This is a genomic window from Verrucosispora sp. NA02020 (assembly GCF_013364215.1).
In the GTDB taxonomy this organism is placed as follows: domain Bacteria; phylum Actinomycetota; class Actinomycetes; order Mycobacteriales; family Micromonosporaceae; genus Micromonospora.
Map to the genome: position 1 here is coordinate 482,055 of NZ_CP054923.1, position 21,535 is coordinate 503,589.

General features: G+C 71.9%; 21 protein-coding genes and 1 riboswitch. Of the genes, 13 read left to right on the plus strand and 8 right to left on the minus strand.

Going from position 1 to position 21,535, the window contains the following annotated elements; translation table 11 throughout:
• Positions 1-138 precede the first annotated feature (138 nt).
• Both HUT12_RS02250 and mqnP read left to right on the plus strand, forming a co-directional pair.
• Positions 139-1,599, plus strand: a complete 1,461-nt coding sequence (locus HUT12_RS02250; protein WP_131053186.1) for a menaquinone biosynthesis decarboxylase — start codon at positions 139-141, stop codon at positions 1,597-1,599.
• Positions 1,599-2,513: a menaquinone biosynthesis prenyltransferase MqnP gene (gene mqnP, locus HUT12_RS02255; protein WP_131053187.1), complete on the plus strand. Its 915-nt coding sequence runs from the start codon at positions 1,599-1,601 to the stop codon at positions 2,511-2,513. The genes HUT12_RS02250 and mqnP overlap by 1 nt, the downstream gene beginning before the upstream one ends.
• A 24-nt stretch (positions 2,514-2,537) precedes the next feature.
• Here mqnP and HUT12_RS02260 read toward each other — a convergent pair whose 3' ends face one another.
• Positions 2,538-3,524 (minus strand): terpene synthase family protein, encoded by a 987-nt coding sequence (locus HUT12_RS02260; protein WP_176092324.1) that lies wholly within the window; start codon positions 3,522-3,524, stop codon positions 2,538-2,540.
• 173 nt (positions 3,525-3,697) lie between these two features.
• On the opposite strand from HUT12_RS02260, the gene HUT12_RS02265 reads away from it, so the two are divergent.
• Positions 3,698-4,327 carry a UbiX family flavin prenyltransferase gene (locus HUT12_RS02265; RefSeq protein WP_131053189.1) on the plus strand — a complete coding sequence of 210 codons (630 nt, stop codon included), beginning with the start codon at positions 3,698-3,700 and terminating at the stop codon, positions 4,325-4,327.
• Between the two features lie 29 nt (positions 4,328-4,356).
• Here the strand turns inward: HUT12_RS02265 and HUT12_RS02270 are convergent, their stop codons facing one another.
• Positions 4,357-4,623, minus strand: a complete 267-nt coding sequence (locus HUT12_RS02270) for a BldC family transcriptional regulator (RefSeq protein WP_131053190.1) — start codon at positions 4,621-4,623, stop codon at positions 4,357-4,359.
• Between the two features lie 268 nt (positions 4,624-4,891).
• On the opposite strand from HUT12_RS02270, the gene HUT12_RS02275 reads away from it, so the two are divergent.
• Positions 4,892-5,350, plus strand: coding sequence for an Lrp/AsnC family transcriptional regulator (locus HUT12_RS02275; protein WP_131053191.1), 459 nt, complete (start codon positions 4,892-4,894; stop codon positions 5,348-5,350).
• A 22-nt stretch (positions 5,351-5,372) separates the two neighbouring features.
• Positions 5,373-6,464: a PLP-dependent cysteine synthase family protein gene (locus tag HUT12_RS02280; protein WP_131053192.1), complete on the plus strand. Its 1,092-nt coding sequence runs from the start codon at positions 5,373-5,375 to the stop codon at positions 6,462-6,464.
• A gap of 13 nt (positions 6,465-6,477) precedes the next feature.
• On the opposite strand, the gene HUT12_RS02285 is transcribed toward HUT12_RS02280, so the two are convergent.
• From HUT12_RS02285 to HUT12_RS02295, 3 genes are all read right to left on the minus strand, one after another.
• Complete coding sequence (locus tag HUT12_RS02285) at positions 6,478-7,098, minus strand: putative glycolipid-binding domain-containing protein (RefSeq protein WP_176095618.1); 621 nt, start codon at positions 7,096-7,098, stop codon at positions 6,478-6,480.
• 64 nt (positions 7,099-7,162) lie between these two features.
• Complete coding sequence (locus HUT12_RS02290; protein ID WP_176092325.1) at positions 7,163-8,722, minus strand: DEAD/DEAH box helicase; 1,560 nt, start codon at positions 8,720-8,722, stop codon at positions 7,163-7,165.
• 210 nt (positions 8,723-8,932) lie between these two features.
• Positions 8,933-9,148, minus strand: a complete 216-nt coding sequence (locus HUT12_RS02295; RefSeq protein WP_131053194.1) for a hypothetical protein — start codon at positions 9,146-9,148, stop codon at positions 8,933-8,935.
• Between the two features lie 235 nt (positions 9,149-9,383).
• Between HUT12_RS02295 and HUT12_RS02300 the strand changes: the two genes are divergently transcribed.
• Positions 9,384-10,037, plus strand: a complete 654-nt coding sequence (locus HUT12_RS02300) for a hypothetical protein (protein WP_176092326.1) — start codon at positions 9,384-9,386, stop codon at positions 10,035-10,037.
• Positions 10,038-10,831: 794 nt separating this feature from the next.
• Here the strand turns inward: HUT12_RS02300 and HUT12_RS02305 are convergent.
• Positions 10,832-12,391, minus strand: a complete 1,560-nt coding sequence (locus HUT12_RS02305) for a C40 family peptidase (protein WP_176092327.1) — start codon at positions 12,389-12,391, stop codon at positions 10,832-10,834.
• Positions 12,392-12,684: 293 nt separating this feature from the next.
• Here HUT12_RS02305 and mqnE point away from each other — a divergent pair, with 293 nt between their 5' ends.
• The 7 genes from mqnE (at position 12,685) to HUT12_RS02340 (ending at position 19,914) form a co-directional block, all read left to right on the plus strand.
• Positions 12,685-13,854, plus strand: coding sequence for an aminofutalosine synthase MqnE (mqnE, locus tag HUT12_RS02310; protein WP_131053069.1), 1,170 nt, complete (start codon positions 12,685-12,687; stop codon positions 13,852-13,854).
• Between the two features lie 24 nt (positions 13,855-13,878).
• Positions 13,879-14,301: a hypothetical protein gene (locus HUT12_RS02315; protein ID WP_176092328.1), complete on the plus strand. Its 423-nt coding sequence runs from the start codon at positions 13,879-13,881 to the stop codon at positions 14,299-14,301.
• Positions 14,302-14,371: 70 nt separating this feature from the next.
• A complete protein-coding gene (locus HUT12_RS02320) occupies positions 14,372-14,713 on the plus strand; it encodes a DUF4229 domain-containing protein (RefSeq protein ID WP_176092329.1) in 342 nt (113 codons plus the stop codon).
• A gap of 142 nt (positions 14,714-14,855) precedes the next feature.
• A complete protein-coding gene (locus HUT12_RS02325; protein WP_176092330.1) occupies positions 14,856-16,733 on the plus strand; it encodes a M14 family zinc carboxypeptidase in 1,878 nt (625 codons plus the stop codon).
• A 159-nt stretch (positions 16,734-16,892) separates the two neighbouring features.
• Positions 16,893-16,953: riboswitch (cobalamin riboswitch) on the plus strand.
• A gap of 107 nt (positions 16,954-17,060) precedes the next feature.
• Positions 17,061-17,996, plus strand: a complete 936-nt coding sequence (locus HUT12_RS02330; protein ID WP_131053073.1) for an ABC transporter substrate-binding protein — start codon at positions 17,061-17,063, stop codon at positions 17,994-17,996.
• Between the two features lie 35 nt (positions 17,997-18,031).
• The gene (locus HUT12_RS02335; RefSeq protein WP_131053074.1) at positions 18,032-19,120 is read left to right on the plus strand and encodes an iron ABC transporter permease; all 1,089 of its coding nucleotides are present in this window, start codon (positions 18,032-18,034) and stop codon (positions 19,118-19,120) included.
• A 29-nt stretch (positions 19,121-19,149) separates the two neighbouring features.
• Positions 19,150-19,914 (plus strand): ABC transporter ATP-binding protein, encoded by a 765-nt coding sequence (locus tag HUT12_RS02340; RefSeq protein WP_176095619.1) that lies wholly within the window; start codon positions 19,150-19,152, stop codon positions 19,912-19,914.
• Between the two features lie 18 nt (positions 19,915-19,932).
• Here the strand turns inward: HUT12_RS02340 and HUT12_RS02345 are convergent, their stop codons facing one another.
• Positions 19,933-20,697 carry a VOC family protein gene (locus tag HUT12_RS02345; protein WP_176092331.1) on the minus strand — a complete coding sequence of 255 codons (765 nt, stop codon included), beginning with the start codon at positions 20,695-20,697 and terminating at the stop codon, positions 19,933-19,935.
• A 96-nt stretch (positions 20,698-20,793) separates the two neighbouring features.
• On the minus strand, positions 20,794-21,531 hold the full coding sequence (locus HUT12_RS02350) for an ABC transporter permease (protein WP_176092332.1): 738 nt from the start codon (positions 21,529-21,531) through the stop codon (positions 20,794-20,796).
• Positions 21,532-21,535 lie beyond the last annotated feature (4 nt).

A 21,535-nucleotide genomic window follows, 5' to 3' on the forward strand; every position in this document is an offset into this window, starting at 1 on the left:
CGCCACCGGCGGCGGGGCCGTTCGGGAACCATGAGCTTAGATGCGCGGCACGACACACGACGCCCCGTGCGACGTGATCTCCGCCCGAAAGCCGGCCCGGCTTGGCAGACGGGCCGGGCGGTGCGGGAGACTTGCTGCATGGCGGCTCGTGGGTTCCCGTACACCGATCTGAAGGACTTCCTGGCGGCGTTGGAGCGCGCGGGCGAGCTACGGCGCGTCGGCGTACCGGTCGATCCGGCGCTGGAGATCAGCGAGGTCGTCACGCGGACCGTGCGGGCGGACGGGCCGGCGCTGCTCTTCGAGCGGCCCACCCGGGGCGAGATGCCGGTGGCGATCAACCTCTTCGGCACCGAGAAGCGCACCGCGATGGCGCTCGGCGTCGAGTCGCTGGACGAGATCGGCAACCGGATCGGCGAGATGCTCAAGCCGGAACTGCCGATGGGCTTCTCCGGCATGATGGGCGGCCTGGGCAAGGTGATGCAGCTCAAGTCGATGCCGCCCAAGAAGGTCAAGACCGCCCCGTGCCAGCAGGTGGTCTACCGGGGCGACGACGTCGACCTGAACCGGCTGCCGGGGCTCCAGGTGTGGCCGGGCGACGGCGGCATCTTCCACAACTTCGGGCTGACCCACACCAAGCACCCGGAGTCCGGCAAGCGCAACCTCGGCCTGTACCGGCTCCAGCAGCACAGCCACAACACGCTCGGTATGCACTGGCAGATCCACAAGAACTCCACGGCGCACCACGCCGTGGCCGAGCGGCTGGGCCAACGGCTGCCGGTCGCCATCGCCATCGGCTGCGACCCGGTGGTCAGCTACGCGTCCAGCGCGCCGCTCCCCGCCGACATCGACGAGTACCTGTTCGCCGGGTTCCTGCGCGGCGAGCGGGTGGAGATGGTCGACTGCCTGACCGTCCCGTTGCAGGTGCCCGCGCACGCCCAGGTGGTGCTGGAGGGCTACCTGGAGCCGGGGGAGCGCCTGCCCGAGGGACCGTTCGGCGACCACACCGGCTTCTACACCCCGGTCGAGCCGTTCCCGGTGCTGCACGTCGAGGCGATGACCATGCAGCGTGACCCGGTCTACCACACGATCGTCACCTCGAAGCCGCCGCAGGAGGACCACGGTCTCGGCAAGGCCACCGAGCGGATCTTCGCGCCGCTGCTGCGCTTCCTCATCCCGGACATCGTCGACTACGACCTGCCGGCCGCCGGGGTCTTCCACAACTGCGCGATCGTGTCGATCCGCAAGCGGTATCCGAAGCACGCCCAGAAGGTGATGAACGCGATCTGGGGCGCGCACATGATGTCGCTGACCAAGCTGATCGTGATCGTGGACGAGGACTGCGACGTGCACGACTACCGCGAGGTGGCGTTCCGCGCCTTCGGCAACGTCGACTACGCCCGTGACCTGCTGCTCACCGAGGGGCCGGTGGACCACCTGGACCACGCCTCCTACCAGCAGTTCTGGGGCGGCAAGGCGGGCATCGACGCCACCCGCAAGCTGCCCACCGAGGGCTACACCCGGGGCTGGCCGGAGGAGATGACCATGTCGCCCGAGGTCGTCTCGCTGGTCGACAAGCGCTGGAAGGAGTACGGCATCTGATGGCGACCGCCGCCGTGGAGCCGGCCGAACGTCCCGGGCGCGTGAAGTCCTTCCTCAAGCTCGTGGCGATCGAGCACTCGGTGTTCGCGTTGCCGTTCGCGTACCTGTCGGCGTTGACCGCGATGCAGGTCAACGGTGGCCGGGTGCGCTGGCTCGACCTGCTGCTGATCACCGTGGCGATGGTCGGGGCACGGACGTTCGCGATGGCCGCGAACCGCATCCTGGATCGCCGGATCGACGCGCGGAACCCCCGTACCGCCAACCGGGAGCTGGTCACCGGCGCGGTGAGCCTGCGCACGGCCTGGACCGGCGCGGGTGTCGCCCTGGTGGTCTTCCTGGCCGCCGCCGCCCTGCTCAACCCGCTCTGTCTGGTGCTCGCGCCGCTGGCCGTGGTGCCGTTGGTGGTCTACCCGTACGGCAAGCGGTTCACCAACTGGCCGCACGCCATCCTGGCGCTCGCCCAGGCGGTCGGGCCGATCGGCGCCTGGCTGGCGGTCACCGGCACCTTCGCCGGCTCCGGACCGGCCTGGCTGCTCGGCGCGGCCGTCGGCCTGTGGATCGGCGGCTTCGACCTGATCTACGCCTGCCAGGACGCCGAGGTGGACCGCGAGATCGGGGTGCACAGCGTGCCGTCGCGGTACGGCCTGCGCTTCGCCCTGCACGCCTCCACGGTCTCGCACGTGGTGACGTTCGCCCTGTTCGGATGGTTCGGCGTGCTGGTCGGCTTCGGCTGGCTCTGGTGGATCGGTCTGCTGCTCACCGCCGTCGCCTTCGGCTACCAGCACCTGGTGGTCACGCCGACCGACCTGAGTCGGGTCAACCGGGCGTTCTTCACCGCCAACGGTTTCGTCGGCATCGCCCTGTTCGCCTTCGCCGTGCTCGACCTGGTCGTCCGGCTCGGCCTGCGCCCCTGAACCCACGTGTTAGGAAGGGACCCTTCATCTACCGGAGGCGTTAGTAAGGGGCCCTTCCTTACCCGCGTAGCGGGTGCTCTCCAGCGTCCAGTCGATGGTGCCGCGCAGGGCCCGGGACACCCCGTCGAGATGGGTGGTGACGGCCTCGTCCAGCGCCGGGCCGAACGACGGCACCCGGGACCGCTGGTCGACGAACTCTCGCATCGTCTCGTGCCAGCGCCGGGTCACCGACTCGATCGCGGCCTCCCGGGACAGCCGGTGTTCGGCGGCAGTCGCCAGCACCAGGTTGTGCCCTCCGGCGGTGGCCTCGTCGCGCTCCAGCGAGGCGAGGTCGTTGTACCAGGAGAGCAGGTCGTTGCCGAGGTCCCGGAACCGGCTCAGCGTCGGATGGTGGTAGACCGCGTCGGGCAGGGGCCGACCCGTGACGAACTCGCCCAGCGGATACGACACGTACGCGGCCGAGGTGGCGCGGCGCAGTTCGACGTACTCGGTGACGCCGGGCCGGTGGCCGTCGGCCTTGTTGGCCGCCTCCTGCCAGGTCCCGTCGAGATGGTGGGCGACCGCGTCGGCGAATCGTGCCCGCCAGGGGGCCGGCATCCGGCGGCGCGGCTCCCGCCACGCGGTCACCAGCAGCCGCCGCAACGGCCCGACCAGCCCGGTCTGCGGTGACCGGGTCTGCCCGCCCAACAACGCCAGTACGCCGTCGCGCAGTCCACGGATCTCGGTGAGGGTGAACTGGCCGGGCTTGTCACAGGCGTCGTCGACCAGGAAGAACCAGGTGAACAGCGCGGTGAGCACCCGCAGGTCGGGCTCGTCGGCGTCCGGGTAGAGCCGGCCGGCGTAGCGGGCGAAGCGGGCCCCGGCCAGGAGCCTGGCGGTCGCCGGGTCCACGGTCAGCCCGGTCCGGGGCAGCCAGTGGATCAACCACTCCTGCACGTCGTCCGCGTACGGTGACAGGCTGGACGGGATCGGACACGCGTCCCGCAGCGAGGGCAGGACGTCCCGACTCATCCCGATCCCTCCCCTGAGGTGCCGTACCGCATGCGGCACCAGGAGCATGCCAGGTCGCGAAGGTCCCCGCACGCCGATCGGACATCGGTGTCGTAACGCCCGCAGACCGCCGGATCAGGGCAGGTCCCGGGGGTACTGCACCGGCGTCGACGGTGACCAGGCAGGCTTGGGGGATGCGTGAACCATGGGTGGTCGGGGTCTCCGGGGCCTCCGGCACGCCGTACGCGGCCGCAGTCGTCCGCGGGCTGCTCGACGCCGGGGAGTCGGTGGACCTGATCGTCTCCCGGGCCGCCCGGCTGACCGTGCTGGACGAGACCGGCAGACCGTTCCGGGACGCCCACTGGGCCGACGACCTAAGTGCCTGGCTCGGTCGTGACCTGGACGGAGCGGACGTGCGGCACTGGCCCGCCGGTGACCTGGCGGCCGGGCCGAGCAGCGGCTCGTACCCGGTGCGTGGCATGGCGGTGGTGCCCGCGAGCACGGCCGCCTGCGCCGGCATCGCCATCGGCCTGTCCAAGGACCTGTTGCAGCGCGCCGCCGAGGTCAACCTCAAGGAGCGCCGACGGGTCGTGGTGGTGCCCCGGGAGACCCCGGTGACCCGTAGCCACCTGGAACACCTGATCGCGTTGCACGACGCCGGTGCGGTGGTGCTGCCGGCCAGTCCCGGCTTCTACGGCGCGGGAGCCGCGGCCACGGCGGCCCAACTCGTGGACTTCGTGGCCGGCAAGGTGCTCGACGCTCTCGGCGTACCGCACACCCTGTTCCGCAGGTGGGCGGGGAAGTTGAACGCGGACCGGACCTGACGACCGGTCCGCGTCCTGACCCGCACCACTCAGTACATGCCGGCGTTGGCCGGACCTGGGCCGGTCGAGGCGGCTGGGCCGTTGTTGCGTGGTCTGCCCATCTCGTCCGCCTCGTCCAGCATGCCCTCCCCTTCAAGCAGGGCCCGCACCTCGGATTCCCGAAACCGGCGGTGCCCTCCTGGAGTCCGGATACTGCCGATCCGGCCCGCTGCCGCCCATCGCGTGACAGTCTTCGGGTCAACCCGAAACAGCGCGGCGACCTCACCCGGTGTCAGCAGGCGATCTCCAGTGTCCACAGCCCCCTCCTCGCGTCGACGAAGCCCCCGGCTGAACACACTGCCCCCGGCCGGTGCGAGCCCAGAGCCGTCATGAGGGACGTATGGCAATTACAGCACCAGCGAACTGGCCTGTCCGCCAAACGCGAAAAACGCACTGAGTGAGAAGTTAGTAAATGGTAGCGGCGGCACGCCCTTCCGACCCTGGGTATGCGAACTGTCACCCACTGCCATGCCCAACCGACACCGGAGTCCCGGTGTCACACGCCGCCGACTAGGGTCACAGTCCGTGGACGCCATCGACCGCAGCCTCGTGGACCTGCTCCGGGGCAACGCCCGCCTGTCGTACGCCGAACTGGCCCGCCAGGTCGGCCTATCCGCGCCGGCAGTGCACGAACGGGTCGGCAAGTTGGAGTCCGGCGGGGTCATCCGGGCCTACCGGGCCGACGTCGAGCCGGAGGCCGTGGGGCTGGGCGTCACCGCCCTGATCGGCATCGTCGAGGACTCCGGCGCGGACACCGACGACGTGCTGGAGGCGTTCCGGGCGATACCGGAGATCGAGTCCTGCTACTTCATGGCCGGAGTCGAGTCCTTCCTGCTCAAGGCGCGGGTGAGCACCATCGTCGAGCTGGAGCGCCTGATCGTACGGCTGAACCGGACACCCGGGGTGGCCTCCACCCGGACCGGCATCGCCCTGTCGACCAAGTGGGAGAACCGGCCCCAGCCGGTGGCGCAGACCACGTCCTGAGCGGCTTGCTACCTTTCCGAGCGTGACTCATCTCGACCGGTGCGACGAAGCCTGCCGGCAGTGGGTGACCGAGGCGATCGCCGCCGTCGAGGCGGACGCCAACCGGTCCGCCGACACCCACCTGCTGCCCTTCCCGCTGCCCCGGTCGTGGGGGATCGACCTCTATCTCAAGGACGAGTCGGTGCACCCGACCGGCTCGCTCAAGCACCGGCTGGCCCGCTCGCTCTTCCTGTACGGGCTCTGCAACGGCCGGATCGGGCCGGAGACCACGATCGTCGAGGCGTCGTCGGGCTCCACGGCGGTCTCCGAGGCGTACTTCGCGCGGATGCTGGGGTTGCCGTTCATCGCGGTGATGCCCGCCTCGACGTCGCCGGAGAAGATCGCCCAGATCGAGTTCCAGGGCGGCCGGTGCCACCTGGTGCAGGACCCGGCCAAGGTGGTCATCGAGGCACGCTGGCTCGCCGAGGACTCCGGTGGGCATTACATGGACCAGTTCACCTACGCCGAACGGGCCACCGACTGGCGGGGCAACAACAACATCGCCGAGTCGATCTACGCGCAGCTCGCGCTGGAACGCCATCCCGTACCCGCCTGGGTGGTGGTCGGCGCCGGCACCGGCGGCACCAGCGCCACCATCGGCCGGTACGCCCGCTACCGGCGACTGCCCACCAAGCTCTGCGTCGTGGACCCGGAGAACTCCGCGTTCTATCCGGCCTGGCAGGCGGCCGACTGGTCGGTCCGCACCGGCCGGGGCTCGCGCATCGAGGGGATCGGTCGGCCGACCGTGGAGGCGTCGTTCCTGCCCGCCGTGGTGGACCGGATGGTGCAGGTGCCGGACGCCGCCTCCCTGGCCGCCATGCGGGCCGGGTCGGCCGTCCTCGGCCGACGGGTGGGCGGGTCGACCGGCACCAACCTGTGGGGCGCCTTCGGGCTGATCGCGGAGATGCGCGCCGCCGGGCAGACCGGCTCGGTGGTCACGCTGATCTGCGACGCCGGCGACCGGTACGCCGACACGTACTACGCCGACGAGTGGGTGGCCGCACAGGGCCTCGACCTGGCCCCGCACCTGGCGACCGTGCAACGCTTCCTGGCCGACGCTTCCTGGCCGGGCTGAACCGGCCGACGCGTCAGCGGGGCGTCGCGCGCTCCGCCAGTCCGGGGTAGTGCCGCACGTAGCCGTCGGGGTCCACGTCGACGTCGGCGCTGAAACCGTCGCTGGCGTACCGGAACCGGTGTGGGCCCAGCCCGGTGTAGACCTGCTCGGTGGGAAGCACCGTCAGGCTCGGCAGCAGCACCCAGGCCACGTCGATCCGGTGGGTGGTGTCGGCCGGCGCGGTGGTCAGGCCGAGCCGCCGCAACGGCAGCGTGTTGAACAGCGGCGAGCCGCCCAGGTCGACGTCGAGGGCGTCGGCCAGGCGGTCGGGATCCTCCAGGCCGGGCAGCCCGGCCGGAGCCCGCCCGGCGGCGGAGAGGACCGCGTCCAGGTCACCCTGCTCGGCGGCGGTCACCCGCCACCGTTCGGTCGCCCGTTCCAGGCGTACGCTCCGCCGCCACCCGGCGCCCTCAACCTCGACCTCCAGGCGGACACTGACCCACTCGGAGTCGGTGGCCACCTGGTAGCGGCAGGTGTAGGGCACCGGGTCGACGGCGATCTGGGTGCCGTACGCGGTCAGTCCGGATCCGTCGTCGACCACGGCGTGTTCGGCACCGGCCGTGTCGGACCGGGTCCACAGCAACGACTTCCGCATGGTCGACATGTTTCGGACGTTACGCCACCGCGCCCGGCCCGGCAGGCCATGCGCCGAACGACGATCAGTAGGTGTGTGCCCGGGGACGACCGGCCGACCCGCGCCGGTCCTCGCCCCGCACCTCCGAGCGCCCGCCCCGGTCGGCGCCGAACCGGCGCTCCCCGCGTGGCTGGTCGCCGTAGGATCGGTCACCGAAGCGACGCTCCCCGCGTGGCTGGTCGCTGTAGCTGCGGTCGCCGAAGCGGCGCTCGCCACGCGGCTGGTCGCCGAAGCGACGGTCCCCGCCCGGACGGTCGCCGAAGCGACGGTCGCCGCCGGGACGGTCACCGAAGCGACGCGGGCCTCCGGTCGGCCGACCGGGCCGACGCGGCTCCTCCCGCTCCTCGCGTACCGGCACCCCGCTCGGCTCGCGGGCTCCGGTCAGCTCGGCCAGGGCGGCGTCACCGACGCGTACCCGGGTCTGCTCCGGCTCCACACCGGCCTTCTCCATCATCGCCAGGGTGGTGCGGCGCTGCTTCGGCAGCACCAGGGTCGCCACCGCGCCCGCCTCGCCGGCCCGCGCGGTGCGCCCGGCCCGGTGCAGGTAGTCCTTCGGGTCCTTCGGCGGGTCGACGTGCAACACCAGCGAGACACCGTCAACGTGGATGCCCCGGGCCGCCACGTCGGTCGCCACCAACACGTTGGTCCGGCCCTCGCGGAACTCGGCCAGGGTGCGGGTACGCATCCGCTGGGTCTTGCCGCCGTGCAGCCCACCCGCGCGCACGCCGACCGCCGCGAGCTGCGTGACCAACCGGTCCACGCCGAGCTGCGTACGGGCGAAGACGATGGTCCGGCCGGACCGTGCCGCGATCGACGCGGTCACCGGGAACTTCTCCTGCGGCGGGATCAGCAGCATGTGATGGTCCATGGTGGAGACCGCAGCGGTCGCGGGCGCGGTGGAGTGGGTCACCGGGTCGGTCATGAACCGCTTGACCAACGCGTCCACGTCGGTGTCCAGGGTGGCCGAGAAGAGCAGACGCTGGGCGTTCGCAGGCGTCTTCGCCAGCAGCTCGGTGACCTCGGGCAGGAAGCCCATGTCGGCCATCTGGTCCGCTTCGTCGAGCACGGTGACCTGGACGTCGTCCAGGCGGCAGACGCCACGGTCGATCAGGTCGGCGAGCCGGCCCGGGGTGGCCACCACCACCTCGACACCCCGGCGCAGGGCGTCGATCTGACGGTCGTAGGGCACTCCGCCGACGGCGGTCTTCAGGAAGACGCCGACGGCCTTGCCCAGCGGCAGCAGCGCGTCGTTGACCTGCATGGCGAGTTCCCGGGTGGGCACCAGGACGAGGGCACGCGGCCGCATCGGGCGGGCCTGGCCACTCTCGGCGACCCGGGCCAGCAGCGGCAGCCCGAAGGCGAGCGTCTTGCCCGAGCCGGTCTGTCCCCGGCCGAGCACGTCGCGTCCGGCGAGGGCGTCCGGCACGGTCGCGCGCTGGATCTCGAAGGGTGTGGTGATGCCCTGCCGGGCGAGGGCGCGCACGAGCGGCTGGGGCAGCCCGAGTGCGCCGAAGTCGATCGACTGGTCGGGGCCGGCGGCGTCGGCCGGCAGATCGGTGGGAACGTCAGAGGCGGACAGGGGCATGCCAGAGGCAGCGGAGGTGGTCAAGAAATGCCTTTCGAGCGGGGCGCACCTTCGCGATGTCCCGCCACGGCACTGCGCCGCCGGATCCGTCCGCAAGAACGCCCATGGGCGCGCAGGAGCGCGCCAGGTCAGTGATCACCCACCAGTGTACGGCGAGTGTCGACCCCGCGCGGGGACCGGATGGGGGTAGTGGGCGGACTCACCCGCCGTTCACCCCGGCAGAGCGCCGGTCAGACCGCTCAGGGCGTCGTTCGTCAGCAGCACGATCAGCACGCTGAACGCCACCAGCAGGCCCAGCGCGACCGCCAGCACGATCGCCACCCGCAGGGTGTTCCCGGAACGCTCGGCCGGAGTGTCCGTCCAACCCTGCGCCAGAATGTGACCGGTGAGTGACCCGGAGTTCTCCTCGCCGACCGGGAAGGCCACGGTGTTGGCTCCCGACCCGCCCGCGTAGTAGGCGCTGAGATCGGACCCGCCGGGATGGTGCGTCGCCGATCCGGCCGTGCGGGAGCCGTCCGACCGGGGACCGGGACCCGCCGTTGCCCGTGGGTCGGCCGCCGCCGCTGTCTTTGGAACCGCCGCCGACGGCGGGCCCGGTCGGACCACCGGCCTGGTGGCGTCGGGGTCGTCCAGTGGCACTGGCCGGGTCCGGTCCTGGTCGGTGCCGGTAGGAGCCGTCGGCGGCTCGGCCGGAAGCAGCCCTGGCCGTACCGAGGGTCGGGGCGCGCCTGCCGGAGAGCCGGCGCTCGGCTCGTCCCGGCGCCCGCCCGGGTTGGTGGGTGGCGGCCAGACCGGCAGCGCCGGAGCGGGCACCACCGGTGGCGCCGACACCGGCGCGGCCGGTGCGGCGCTGGTGGGCGCTGCCGTGGTCGAGGCTGCCGTGGTCGGCGCGGCGGTGGGTGCGGTGGTGGTCGAGGCTGCCGTGACCGAGGCGAAGGTGGCCGGTGGCGGCGGGAACGGCGGCGCGGGCATCGGGCCGGGCGGCGGCGGTGGCGGCGGCACCGGCGGGCCGGGCGGCGGGGACGGCGGACCCGGCACCGGCGGTGCCGGCCGGGGCGCAGGCGGTGGCGCGGGCACCGGCCCCGGCGGGTACGGCCCGGGCGTCGGCGGTGCCGGCACCGGGACGGGTGGCGTCGGTGACGGCGGATTGGGTCCCGGCACCGGTGCGGGTGGCGTCGGTGCAGGCTCCGCCGGGGCCGGATCCGGCACCGGGTGGGGCTCCGGCGTCGTCGGCTGCGGTGGCTCGGCCGGTCGGTCGGGCTGGGTCGGTCGGCCGGGCTCGGACGACTCCGGGGTGACCGGCGCGGACCGGTAGACCCCGGCGGCCCGACCGCCACCACCGGCGGCTGCGGCCTCGTCCGCGCTCACCTGGCCCATGCCGGCGATCCGCACGCTGGCCCGTGCCGACGTGGGCGGCACCGGCTCCCGCTGCCCCGGCACACTGGTCATCCCGGCCCCGCTCACACCCGCGCTGCCGACGGCCCTGTTCATGCCCGTGCCGGCCGACGGCCGGTCAGCCTCGGGTGTCACCGGGGACCCGGCACGGTACGTGGTCCCGCCGCTCGTGGTGGCAGCGCCGGAGCCGGGTCCGCCGGTGGCCGGTGCGGCTGCTCCGGTGCCGACCGCCGCTGGACCTCCGGGGCCGGGTACGCGGGCCACTCCCGCCCTTCCGCGCGCCGGTGGCCGATCAGTGCCGCCCGGTGCCGCCGCTGACGGAGCGGGGACGTGGCCGGCCGTGCCGACCGGGTCCGGGGCGGCGACGGCCGCCGAACCGGAGGGGGACGACGTCGGCTCCGGAGCGGAAGACGTCGGCTCGGGTGTGGCCGGTGCGGGTCGCGGCGGGGAAGGCGTCGGCTCGGCGGCGGCCGGAGCAGGTTCGGCGGTCGCGGTCGGCGCGGCGGACGCAGGGTCGGCCGGCGTCGCCGGAACCTCGTGCTCGGTCATCCTCGTCCTCCGTGCCACGCTCGCACCCGGATCCGTCCCACCGGACCGGCAGTGCCTGTGTGACACCGTGCCACATCCCGACCGGAAGGCACACCCGTAGCCCACACAGTGTCCCGCGTGTACGCGTGGGACGGGTCGGAGATCGCCTCGGTGGGCCCCGTCCGGTCAGCGACCGCCGGTGGCGGACGGGGTGGCCGAGGTGCTCTCCTCGGGATCGCTGCTGCTCGCCGCCGTGGTCGGGGCGAGGCTGCTGCGCGTCGGGTCGAGGCTGCTGTTCTCCGTACTCGGGGTGGCCGTGGCCGTGGCCGACGGGCTCTCCGACGGCGAGCCCGTCGGCGACGGCGTCACCGACGGGGAGGGCGAGTCGGTCGGCTTCGGCGTGGGCGAGCCCGTCGGCGAGGGGGACGGCGACGTCGGTCGCGGAGTCGGCGTCGGCTTCGGGCTGGTGGTGGGCTTCGGGGTCGGCTTCGGCGTGGGCTTGGGTGCCGGCGGCTGCGACGGGGTGGGCGGAGTGGCGGGGGCGGGCACCGCACCGACCACCCGGGTCGCGGCGTAGAACCGGGACCAGCGCACCGTCGAGATCTTCACCACGTCGCCGGTGGTCGGTGCGTGGATCATCTTGCCGCCGCCGACGTACATGCCCATGTGGTGGACGGTCCGCCAACTGCTGCCGGAGGCGAAGAAGATCAGATCGCCGGGGAGCAGCGCGGTGCGCGGCACGGTGCGGGACCGGGTCGCGTAGTACTGGTCGCGGGCGACCCGCGGCAGTTTGTAGTACCCGGCCGACCGGTACGCCGACCAGACCAGGCCGGAGCAGTCGAACGAGTTCGGTCCGGTGGCACCCCAGACGTACGGGTCGCCGAGCTGACGCCGGGCGTACGCGAGGGCGGCCAGCGCGGTGGGGTGCGCGACCAGTCCGTCGGCCGACTGGTCGAGGTAGTCGGCACCGAGTTGCTGCTCGGCGGCCTCCTGCTGGCGGGCCAGCGTGATCAACTGCGCGGAGTTCTCCTCGCGCAGTTTGACCAGCTTGGCCTCTTCCTCACGCAGCGACTGCTGCGTGGCGGCGTACTGCTGCTGCACCCCGCGCAGCCGCTGATCGGCGGCGGCGTACGCCTGCGTGGCCACCTGCTCGTCGGCCCGCGCACGGCTGACCTGGCCGGCGGCCGGCCCGGTGGCGCCCTCGCTGCGCTCGCCCCGGTTGGCCCGGTGCAGTAGTTCCAGGTCCCGCAGGGTGGCCGCCCAGTCGCCGGGCGGCTGGGCGGCGTCGACCTTGATCGCCTCGGCGGCGACCTGGTCGGCACGCTGCTCGGCCTGCTGGACCGCGGCCCGGGCGAACTCCAGGGTGCGTCCGGCCGCGGTGTGCTGGGTCTCGGCCTCGGTGCGCTGCTGTTGCAGGTCGAGTAGTTGGGTGCCGAGTTCGCCGATCCGTGCCTCGACGGCGGTGATCTGGGCTTCGAGCGCGTTGCCGGCGGGGGTGACGGTCGGGGCGATCACGCCGGGGGTGCCGCCGGGCGGTGCGCCGGGCAGTTGGAGCTGACCGGCGACGGCCGGGCGGGAACCGCTGTCGGGCACCGTGGCCGGGACGCTCGGCTCGGCGTACGCGGGAGCGGCGAGGACGGCGCTGGCGACGGCGCTGAGCAGCGCGGACCAGAGCATCGGCCGCAGCACCGGCGAGACCAGCGGACTCCGTCGCCGTCGCCGCCGTCCGTCCGTGCTGTCGACCATCGGGCTCCCGTCCGGACCTGCTCCGCCGCGCCGGGGGTCGGACGCGGATGTGGGGACGCTACTGCCAGGTGTCGCCAGATCGCCTGGTGTCACCGGTGCGAGGTGTGGCGTGCCCCATCCTGTCTTACCTCACCTGCTGCGCGGTGTCGATGTTTGGACGGGTTAAAGGAAGCTGTGAGTTCGGGAGACGCTGGTCACCGAAGGACCACGGTGTGAGCAGCCCGGGTCTGCGACGTAGGCTCTGACTGCGGCCGGTAACGGTCGCGGACGCAGGGGAAAGGGACGGGCTTTCGATGGACGCCGGACTCAAGCGCGAGCTCGAAGCGAAGGTGTACGCCGGGGAGCGGCTGACCCGTGAGGACGGCATCGCGCTCTACTCCAGCGACGACCTGACCTGGTTGGGGCGACTGGCCCACCACGCGCGTACCGAGCGCAACGGCGAGCGGGTGATGTTCAACGTCAACCGGCACCTCAACCTGACCAACGTCTGCTCCGCCTCCTGCGCGTACTGCTCCTTCCAGCGCAAGCCGGGCGAGAAGGACGCGTACACGATGCGCATCGACGAGGCGGTCCGCAAGGCCAAGGAGATGGAGGACGAGCAGCTCACCGAGCTGCACATCGTCAACGGCCTGCACCCGACCCTGCCCTGGCGCTACTACCCGAAGGTGCTGCGCGAGCTGAAGGCCGCGCTGCCGAAGGTCAAGCTCAAGGCGTTCACCGCCACCGAGGTGCAGTGGTTCGAGAAGATCAGCGGGCTGACCGCCGACGCGATCCTGGACGAGCTGATGGAAGCCGGTCTGGAGTCGTTGACCGGTGGCGGTGCGGAGATCTTCGACTGGGAGGTCCGCCAGCACATCGTCGACCACGCCTGCCACTGGGAGGACTGGTCACGGATCCACCGCCTGGCGCACAGCAAGGGCATGAAGACGCCGTCGACCATGCTCTACGGCCACATCGAGGAGCCGAGGCACCGGGTCGACCACGTGCTGAGGCTGCGGGAGCTGCAGGACGAGACCAATGGCTTCGTGGTCTTCATCCCGCTGCGCTACCAGCACGACTTCGTCGACTCGGCGGACGGCAAGGTCCGTAATCGGATCCAGGCCCGCACCACGATGGCCTCGCCGGCCGAGTCGTTGAAGACCTTCGCGGTCTCCCGGCTGCTCTTCGACAACGTGCCGCACGTGAAGTGCTTCTGGGTGATGCACGGGCTCTCGGTGGCCCAGCTCTCGCTCAACTTCGGCGTCGACGACCTGGACGGCTCGGTCGTCGAATACAAGATCACGCACGACGCGGACTCATACGGGACGCCGAACACGATGCACCGGGACGACCTGCTGCACCTGATCTGGGACGCCGGCTTCCGTCCGGTCGAGCGGAACACCCGCTACGAGGTGGTCCGCGAGTACGACGCCGCGCCGAGCATGGCGGAGCGCCGGTCCGAGCCGCAGCAGGTCTGGGCCTGAGTCGACGCGTACCCTGGCACGACGATGAGCGAGCAACAGAGCGCGTTCCCCCGCCGGGACGACGACGGGCGCATCCGGTTCCTGGGTGACCTGCTCGGCGTCAGCCTGGGCGGAGTGGTCATCGGGATGCTGGTGCTGGTGCTCTTCGACACCGCCTTCGCCTGGTTCGGTGCCGGTGACTTCGGCCAGGCCAACGGGTGGCTGGCGGTGATCCTGGCCGTCTGGTTGTTCTGGGAGGACTTCCGGGCCTGGGAGTTCGGCGCGCCCCGGTTGGTGGCCGGGTTGGTGGCGCTGGCGATGGCGGTGGTCTCCGGTCTGCTGGTGGCAGGCGTGGTGACCGGGCTGCCGCCGCTGCTCTCCGGCGGCCTGGCGGCGGTGACGTTCACCGTCGTGTACGCGTTGGTCTGGTTCCCCGGCGTCCGTTGGCTGGTCGACCGGACGATCTGAGGTCGCCGTGCGGCGCGGCCGCACACAGGAGCTGAGAGACGCCGCCGCCCGGCGGAGAATGGAGTACGACGTGAGCGCGGCGGCCAAGTACACCCTCGGCCGGATCGGCCTGTTCGTGGTCGTGATGCTGGCCCTCTGGCCGGTCGACATGGACATCTTCCTCAAGCTGATCCTGGCGCTGCTGTTCTCCGCCGCGGTCTCCTTCTTCCTGCTCAAGGGCGTACGCGACCAGATGGCCGAGGAGATGGCCGCCGCCGCCGAGCGTCGCCGCTCGGAGAAGGAGCGGCTGCGGTCCGCCCTGGCCGGCGAGGACCAGGCCGAGGCCGACCCGGTCTCCGGCGGCCAGACCGACGGCGGATCGGCCGACCAGTCCGGCTCGTCCACCGAGCCGGGACGCGGCTCGTCCTCCTGACCTGCGGCGACGGGACCATGTCGTCGGCATGAGGATCCGACTGGGATGGGCCGTACAACGATCGATGTTGATATGACCATGTGACCGGTGGTGGGCTGTCCGCTGCCGGGCGGGGAACCCCCGCGCCTCCAGGAGGTTGTCCATGGCCTTCCGTTCGATCCCCGTCCGCCGTGCCCTGGCGCTCATCGTCGCCGCCGGGCTCGGCCTGCTCACCATCTCCGCACCACCGGTGTCCGCCGAACCGGCCCCGAACCGGGACGAGCAGCCGGCCGCCGTGCCCTACCGGGTTCTGGGTCCGAAGACGCTCGCCGACCGCAACGCGATCGCCGGCACCGGTGCCGCGATCGACTACTCCGAACACGGGGTGCTGCACGTCTCGGCCACCCGCGCCGAGGCCGCCGCGATCACCCGCCTCGGGTTCCGGCTGGAGGCGACCGCCGCCCTGCCCACCGATCGGGGCGCCACGGACGGGCAGGTCGGCGCGTTGGCCTTCCCGCCGGCCGACGCGAACTACCACGACTACGCGGAGATGACCGCCGTGGTCAACCAGGTCGTTGCGGACCACCCGTCGATCGCCCGCAAGGTCAGCATCGGCAGCTCGTACGAGGGCCGGGAGCTGGTGGCGGTGAAGATCTCCGACAACGTCGCCACCGACGAGAACGAGCCGGAGATCCTCTTCAACGCCCAGCAGCACGCCCGCGAGCACCTGACCGTCGAGATGGCGATCTACCTGCTCAACCTCTTCACCGACAACTACGGCTCCGACTCCCGGATCACCGGCCTGGTCAACAACCGGGAGATCTGGATCGTGCCGACCGTCAACCCCGACGGCAGCGAGTACGACATCGCCACCGGCTCCTACCGGTCCTGGCGGAAGAACCGCCAACCCAACAGCGGTTCGTCGTACGTCGGCACCGACCTGAACCGCAACTGGAGCTTCAACTTCGGGTGCTGCGGCGGCTCGTCCGGCTCCACCTCCTCGGACACCTACCGGGGCCCGTCGGCGTTCTCCGCTCCCGAGACGCAGGCGCTGCGCAACTTCGTCAACAGCCGGGTGGTCGGCGGGGTGCAGCAGATCAAGGCCAACATCGACTTCCACACCTACTCCGAGCTGGTGCTCTGGCCGTACGGCTACACGACCAGCAACACCGCCACCGGGATGAACGCCGACCAGTACAACACCTTCGCCACCATCGGCCAGCAGATGGCGGCGACCAACGGCTTCACCCCGCAGCAGTCCAGCGACCTGTACATCACCGACGGCAGCAGCATCGACTGGATGTGGGCGACGCACGGCATCTGGGCGTACACCTTCGAGCTGTATCCGGGCTCGGCCTCCGGCGGCGGCTTCTACCCGCCCGACGAGGTCATCCCGGCGCAGACCTCGCGCAACCGGGAGGCGGTGCTGATCCTCTCCGAGTACGCCGACTGCCCGTACCGGGCCATCGGCAAGCAGGCCCAGTACTGCGGCGGTGGCAGCGGGACCACGGTCTGGTCGGACACCTTCGAGACCGCGACCGGCTGGACGATCAACCCCAACGGCACCGACACGGCCACCTCGGGGCAGTGGGAGCGGGGGGCCGCGCAGGCCACCAACTCCAGCGGCGCCAAGCAGCTCACCCCGTTCGCCGGCAGCAACGACCTGGTCACCGGTCGGCTGGCCGGCAGTGCCGCCGGGGACTACGACGTGGACGGCGGCGTGACCAGCGCCCGGTCCCCGGCGGTCACGTTGCCGTCCAGCGGCACGTTGACGCTGTCGCTGGCCTGGTACCTGGCGCACGGCTCGAACTCGTCGTCGGCCGACTACCTGCGGGTCAGCGTGGTGCACAACGGCGGCACCACGGCGCTGCTCACCCAGGCCGGCGCGGCCAGCAACCGCAACGGCGCCTGGACCCAGGCCAACCTCAACCTCACCCCGTACGCCGGGCAGTCGGTCCGGATCCTGGTGGAGGCCGCCGACGCGTCGACGGCCAGCCTGGTCGAGGCGGCTGTGGACAACGTCACCATCACCGCCTCCTGAAAGCGGCGGGGCCCCGCCACACCCCCTCGCGCGGGGCCCCGTCCAGGGGCCAAACGGACAACAGTGAACTAGACGGGCTGCACGTGGCCGGGACCGTGACCTGCTCAGCGGGTCGCGGTCCCGCCGTGCGCTACCGTCGTACCGACCCGCCGCAGCGAAGCCGGTGCGAAACCGGCGCTGTCCCGCAACTGTGATGCCCCGAAGACGGGGACGAGTCAGGTCGCCTGGGGCGCGTCGCGATTCGCGCTCTCGAGGAAGGGCGCCTCGCGGACGGGCCGCTCCGGCTCCTGTCGGCGAAGCAGCACTCCTCGACCGACAGGAGGACCGATGTTCAGCCGTACCCCCCGGGTCTTCGCCGCCACTCTCGCGGTGGCCGCGCTCGCCCTCGGTGCCTGCGCCGAGACGAACAGCGAGACACCCCGCACCGGCGACAGCCGCAGTGGCGCCACCTTCCCCGTCACCGTCGGGTCGTTGACCCTGGATCAGCGTCCCGAGAAGATCGTCTCGCTCTCCGCGACGGCTACCGAGATGCTCTTCGCCATCGGTGCCGGGCCGCAGGTCACCGCCGTCGACGACCAGTCGAACCACCCGGCCGACGCGCCGAAGACGGACCTCTCCGGCTACCAGCCGAACGCCGAGGCCGTCGCCGCGAAGAACCCCGACCTGGTGGTGCTCAGCGACGACCGCAACAAGATCGTCGACCAGCTCACCACCCTCAAGATCCCGGTCTACCTGACCCCGGCGGCGCAGACCCTGGACGACTCGTACCGGCAGATCACCGAGCTGGGCACGCTCACCGGCAACGCCGACACGGCGACCGACGTGGTGCAGCGGATGAAGGACGACATCACCAAGATCGTCGCCGAGGTGCCGCAGCGGGTCCAGGCGCCCACCTACTTCCATGAGCTGGGGCCGGAGCTGTACACCGCCACCAGCAAGACCTTCATCGGCTCGATCTATGCCCTCGCCGGCCTGGAGAACATCGCCGACGCGGCGGACGCCGACGGCACGAACGGCGGCTACCCGCAGCTCTCCCAGGAAGTGATCGTCCAGGCCAACCCGGACTTCGTCTTCCTCTCCGACGTGAAGTGCTGCCAGCAGAGCGCCGCCACGGTCAAGGCGCGCAGCGGTTGGTCCGGCATCGAGGCGGTCAAGAGCGACCAGATCGTCGAGCTGGACGACGACGTCGCCTCGCGCTGGGGCCCGCGCGTGGTGGACCTGCTCCGGACCATCGTGGACGCCACCGCCAAGGTCACCGAGTGACCGACGTCGTCAGGCGTTAGCAGGGGACCCTTCCTATGCACCAGGCGTTAGCAAGGGACCCTTCCTTACCGGTCGTCGCCCGCCCGGCGGGCCTGCGGAAACGCTGGCTCGCCGTCGGCGTGCTCGCCGTCTTCGTCGCCCTGGTGGCGGGCGTCTCGCTCGGCCCGGTCAGCCTGCCGCCCGGCAGCGTCGCGATCGAACTGCTCAATCTGCTGCCCGGGGTACGCCTGGACAGCGGGCTGACCGAGCGCGAGATCGCCATCGTCACCGAGCTGCGGCTGCCCCGGGTGGTGCTGGGTCTGCTGGTCGGTGGACTGCTTGCCCTGGCCGGCGGCGCCTACCAGGGCGTGTTCCGCAACCCGCTGGCCGACCCGTACCTGCTCGGGGTGGCCGCCGGAGCGGGGCTCGCGGTCACCGTCGTCCTGACCCTCGGCACCGCGACCGGCGGTGCGCTCAGCGGGTTGCCGCTCACCATCCCGCTGGCCGCCTTCGTCGGCTCGCTCGGTGCGGTCGCCATGACGTACCTGCTCGGGGTGGCCGGTGGACGCAGCCGTTCGCCGGCCACCCTGATCCTGGCCGGGGTGGCCGTCTCCGCGTTCCTCTCCGCCGGTCAGACGTACCTGCTGCAACGCAACGCGGACAGCATCCAGGAGGTGTACTCCTGGCTGCTCGGGCGGCTGGCCACCGCCGGTTGGCACGACGTCCGGCTGGTGCTGCCGTACTTCCTGCTCACCAGCCTGGTCATCCTTCTGCACCGCCGGGAGTTGGACGTGCTCTCGGTGGGTGACGACGAGGCGGCCGGGCTCGGCCTGCACCCGCAACGCTCCCGGTACCTGCTGATCGCCGCCGCCTCGCTGGGCACCGCCGCCGCGGTGTCCGCCTCCGGCCTGATCGGCTTCGTCGGGATCATCGTGCCGCACACCGTACGGCTGCTCGCCGGATCGAGCTACCGGGTCATCCTGCCGCTGTCGTTGCTGTTCGGCGGCGCCTTCCTGGCCCTGACCGACGTGGCGGCCCGGACTGCCGCCGCCCCGCAGGAGATCCCGATCGGGGTGGTCACCGCGCTGCTCGGCGGTCCCTTCTTCGTGCTGATCCTGCGGACCGCCCGACGGGTGCTGACGTGACCGCGCCCGACGCGTCCGGTGCCGCCGCAGTGCGGGTGCGTGACCTGCGGATCAGCCTGGACGGCACGCCGATCCTGACCGGCGTCGACCTGACCGTCCGGCCCGGCGAGTGGGTCACCGTGATCGGACCCAACGGCGCCGGCAAGTCGACCCTGTTGCGGGCCGTCGGCGGCCTGCTCGCCGCGCCGGGCGCCGTCGACCTCTTCGGTACGCCGCTGAGCGCCCTGCGCCGCCGCGAACGGGCCCGGGTGGTGGCGACCGTGGCCCAGTCCCCGGTCGTACCGCCCGGAATGGCGGTGCTCGACTACGTGCTGCTCGGACGTACCCCGTACATCCCGCCGCTGGGCCGGGAGTCCGCCGCCGACATGGCCGTGGTGCACGAGGTGCTCGGTCGGCTGGACCTCGCCGGCTTCCAGGGTCGGGAACTGGCCACCCTCTCCGGCGGGGAGCGGCAGCGGGTCTTCCTGGCCCGCGCACTGGCACAGGGCGCCACCCTGCTGCTGCTCGACGAGCCGACCAGCGCGTTGGACATCGGTCACCAGCAGGAGGTGCTCGAACTCGTCGACCAGTTACGCCGGACGCACGGCCTGACCGTGCTGGCCACCATGCACGACCTCTCCATCGCGGGCGAGTACGCCGACCGCATGGTGCTGCTGGCCGACGGCCGGATCGTCGCCGAGGGCACCCCGACCGAGGTACTCACCGAGGAGATGCTCGCCCGCTACTACCGGGCCCACGTCACGGTCGTCCCCGGCCCCCACGGCCCCCTGGTCCTCCCCACCCGCCCCCGCTGATGGGTGGCGATGGGGTGGTCAGGAGGTCAGGGCGATGAGGGAGAAGAGGGCGCCGTGTGGGTCGCGCAGGGCGGTGACGCGGCCGGCGGGGATGTCCCGGGGCGGGACGAGGATGGTGCCGCCGAGTTCGGCGGCGCGGGCGGCGGTGGCGTCGGCGTCGGCGACCGAGAAGTAAAGCGTCCAGTACCCCGGTGAGTCGGCCGGAAACTCGGCGCCCAGCGGCGGCATCATCCCGGCCACCAGGCGGTCACCCAGCCGCCAGCCGGTGTAGGCGACCTGCCCCATCGGCTCCTCCTCGGGCTGCCACCCGAAGACCAGCTCGTAGAAGACCCGTGCCCCGTCCGGGTCGGGGGTGATCAGTTCGGTCCAGCACATCGCGCCCGGTACGTCGAAGACGTCGGCCCCGGCGAAGCTCATCGGCTGCCAGACGCTGAACGCGGCACCGGCGGGATCGCTGAACACGGCCATCCGACCCCGGTCGAACACCTCGAACGGCGGCACCACGACCTGCCCGCCGGCCCGCTCCACCCGGCCGACGACCAGGTCGGCGTCGTCGGTGGCGACGTACGTCGACCAGATCGGCACCTGGTCGGGTACGGCCGGCGGCCCCACGCCGGCCACCGGTCGCCCGCCGAGCAGGAAGACCGTGTAGCCGCCCGCCTCCGGTTCGGGGTCGACCCGACCGGTCCAGCCGAACAACTCGGGATAGAACCGTCGGGCCGCGTCCAGCCCCGGGGTGGCCAGATCGGCCCAGCAGGGGGTACCCGGTGGGACGCCGACCACGGGCCACCCCTCTCGGCTCGGGGCGCTCGCGGCTCGACCACCCTCACCGGCATCGTGGCACCGCCCGGCCGCCGCCCGAGCGAAACGGCCGGATCGTCAACTGAACCGGCGACCCTCGTCCCGTCGGTACGCCCACCCACCGATCGCGGCCAGCGCCACCACCCAGACCCCGAGCATGACCAGCGACAACGTGCTGACCGGGAAGTCGCCGACGACCGCCCACATCAACTCCACCGCCCCCCGGGTGGGCAGGAACGGCGCGACCGCCTCGATGAAGCCGGGCGCGTCACCGGGGGCGGAGAGCAGCCCACCGCCGAAGGCCATCGGGAAGAAGACGACCTGGGCCACCACGATCGCCGCCTTGCTCGGCAGTGAGTACCCGATGGCGAGCCCCAGCAGGGTGAACGGCACCGCGACCACCGCCACGGTGGCCAGCGCCAGCAGGAACCGGATCGGGGTGATCTCGGCTGCGGTCAACGTCGCGGCGATGACCAGCAGCGGGATCAACGACAGGTAGGTGACCAGCAGACCGGCCAGCACCCGGCCGGCGAAGCGTGGTCCCGGCCCGACGGGCAGGGTCCGGGTGTACGGGTCCCAGGGCTGTTGGCGATCCTCGGCGACCCCCATGCCGTACTGGAAGATGTTGGCGCTCATCACCGAGAAGGTGACCATCGAGGCGGTGGCGAAGGTGGCGCCGACCGGGTCGTCGCCGGCCCACGGCACCACGAAGAAGAGCATCGCGACGGCAGGGAAGAACGCGCTGCCGAAGAGCGCGATCGGGATGCGGACCGTCTCCAGCAGCTGGTAACGCGCGTGGGTCAGGGCGAGTGGCACGGCA

What these genes read in the sequence shown, in the direction of transcription:
- HUT12_RS02250 (WP_131053186.1), top strand. Translation starts at nt 139, where the DNA reads ATGGCGGCTCGTGGGTTCCCGTACACCGATCTGAAGGACTTCCTGGCG.
- mqnP (WP_131053187.1), top strand. Translation starts at nt 1,599, where the DNA reads ATGGCGACCGCCGCCGTGGAGCCGGCCGAACGTCCCGGGCGCGTGAAG.
- HUT12_RS02260 (WP_176092324.1), bottom strand. Translation starts at nt 3,524, where the DNA reads ATGAGTCGGGACGTCCTGCCCTCGCTGCGGGACGCGTGTCCGATCCCG.
- HUT12_RS02265 (WP_131053189.1), top strand. Translation starts at nt 3,698, where the DNA reads ATGCGTGAACCATGGGTGGTCGGGGTCTCCGGGGCCTCCGGCACGCCG.
- HUT12_RS02285 (WP_176095618.1), bottom strand. Translation starts at nt 7,098, where the DNA reads ATGCGGAAGTCGTTGCTGTGGACCCGGTCCGACACGGCCGGTGCCGAA.
- HUT12_RS02290 (WP_176092325.1), bottom strand. Translation starts at nt 8,722, where the DNA reads ATGCCCCTGTCCGCCTCTGACGTTCCCACCGATCTGCCGGCCGACGCC.
- HUT12_RS02305 (WP_176092327.1), bottom strand. Translation starts at nt 12,391, where the DNA reads ATGGTCGACAGCACGGACGGACGGCGGCGACGGCGACGGAGTCCGCTG.
- mqnE (WP_131053069.1), top strand. Translation starts at nt 12,685, where the DNA reads ATGGACGCCGGACTCAAGCGCGAGCTCGAAGCGAAGGTGTACGCCGGG.
- HUT12_RS02315 (WP_176092328.1), top strand. Translation starts at nt 13,879, where the DNA reads ATGAGCGAGCAACAGAGCGCGTTCCCCCGCCGGGACGACGACGGGCGC.
- HUT12_RS02325 (WP_176092330.1), top strand. Translation starts at nt 14,856, where the DNA reads ATGGCCTTCCGTTCGATCCCCGTCCGCCGTGCCCTGGCGCTCATCGTC.
- HUT12_RS02330 (WP_131053073.1), top strand. Translation starts at nt 17,061, where the DNA reads ATGTTCAGCCGTACCCCCCGGGTCTTCGCCGCCACTCTCGCGGTGGCC.
- HUT12_RS02335 (WP_131053074.1), top strand. Translation starts at nt 18,032, where the DNA reads ATGCACCAGGCGTTAGCAAGGGACCCTTCCTTACCGGTCGTCGCCCGC.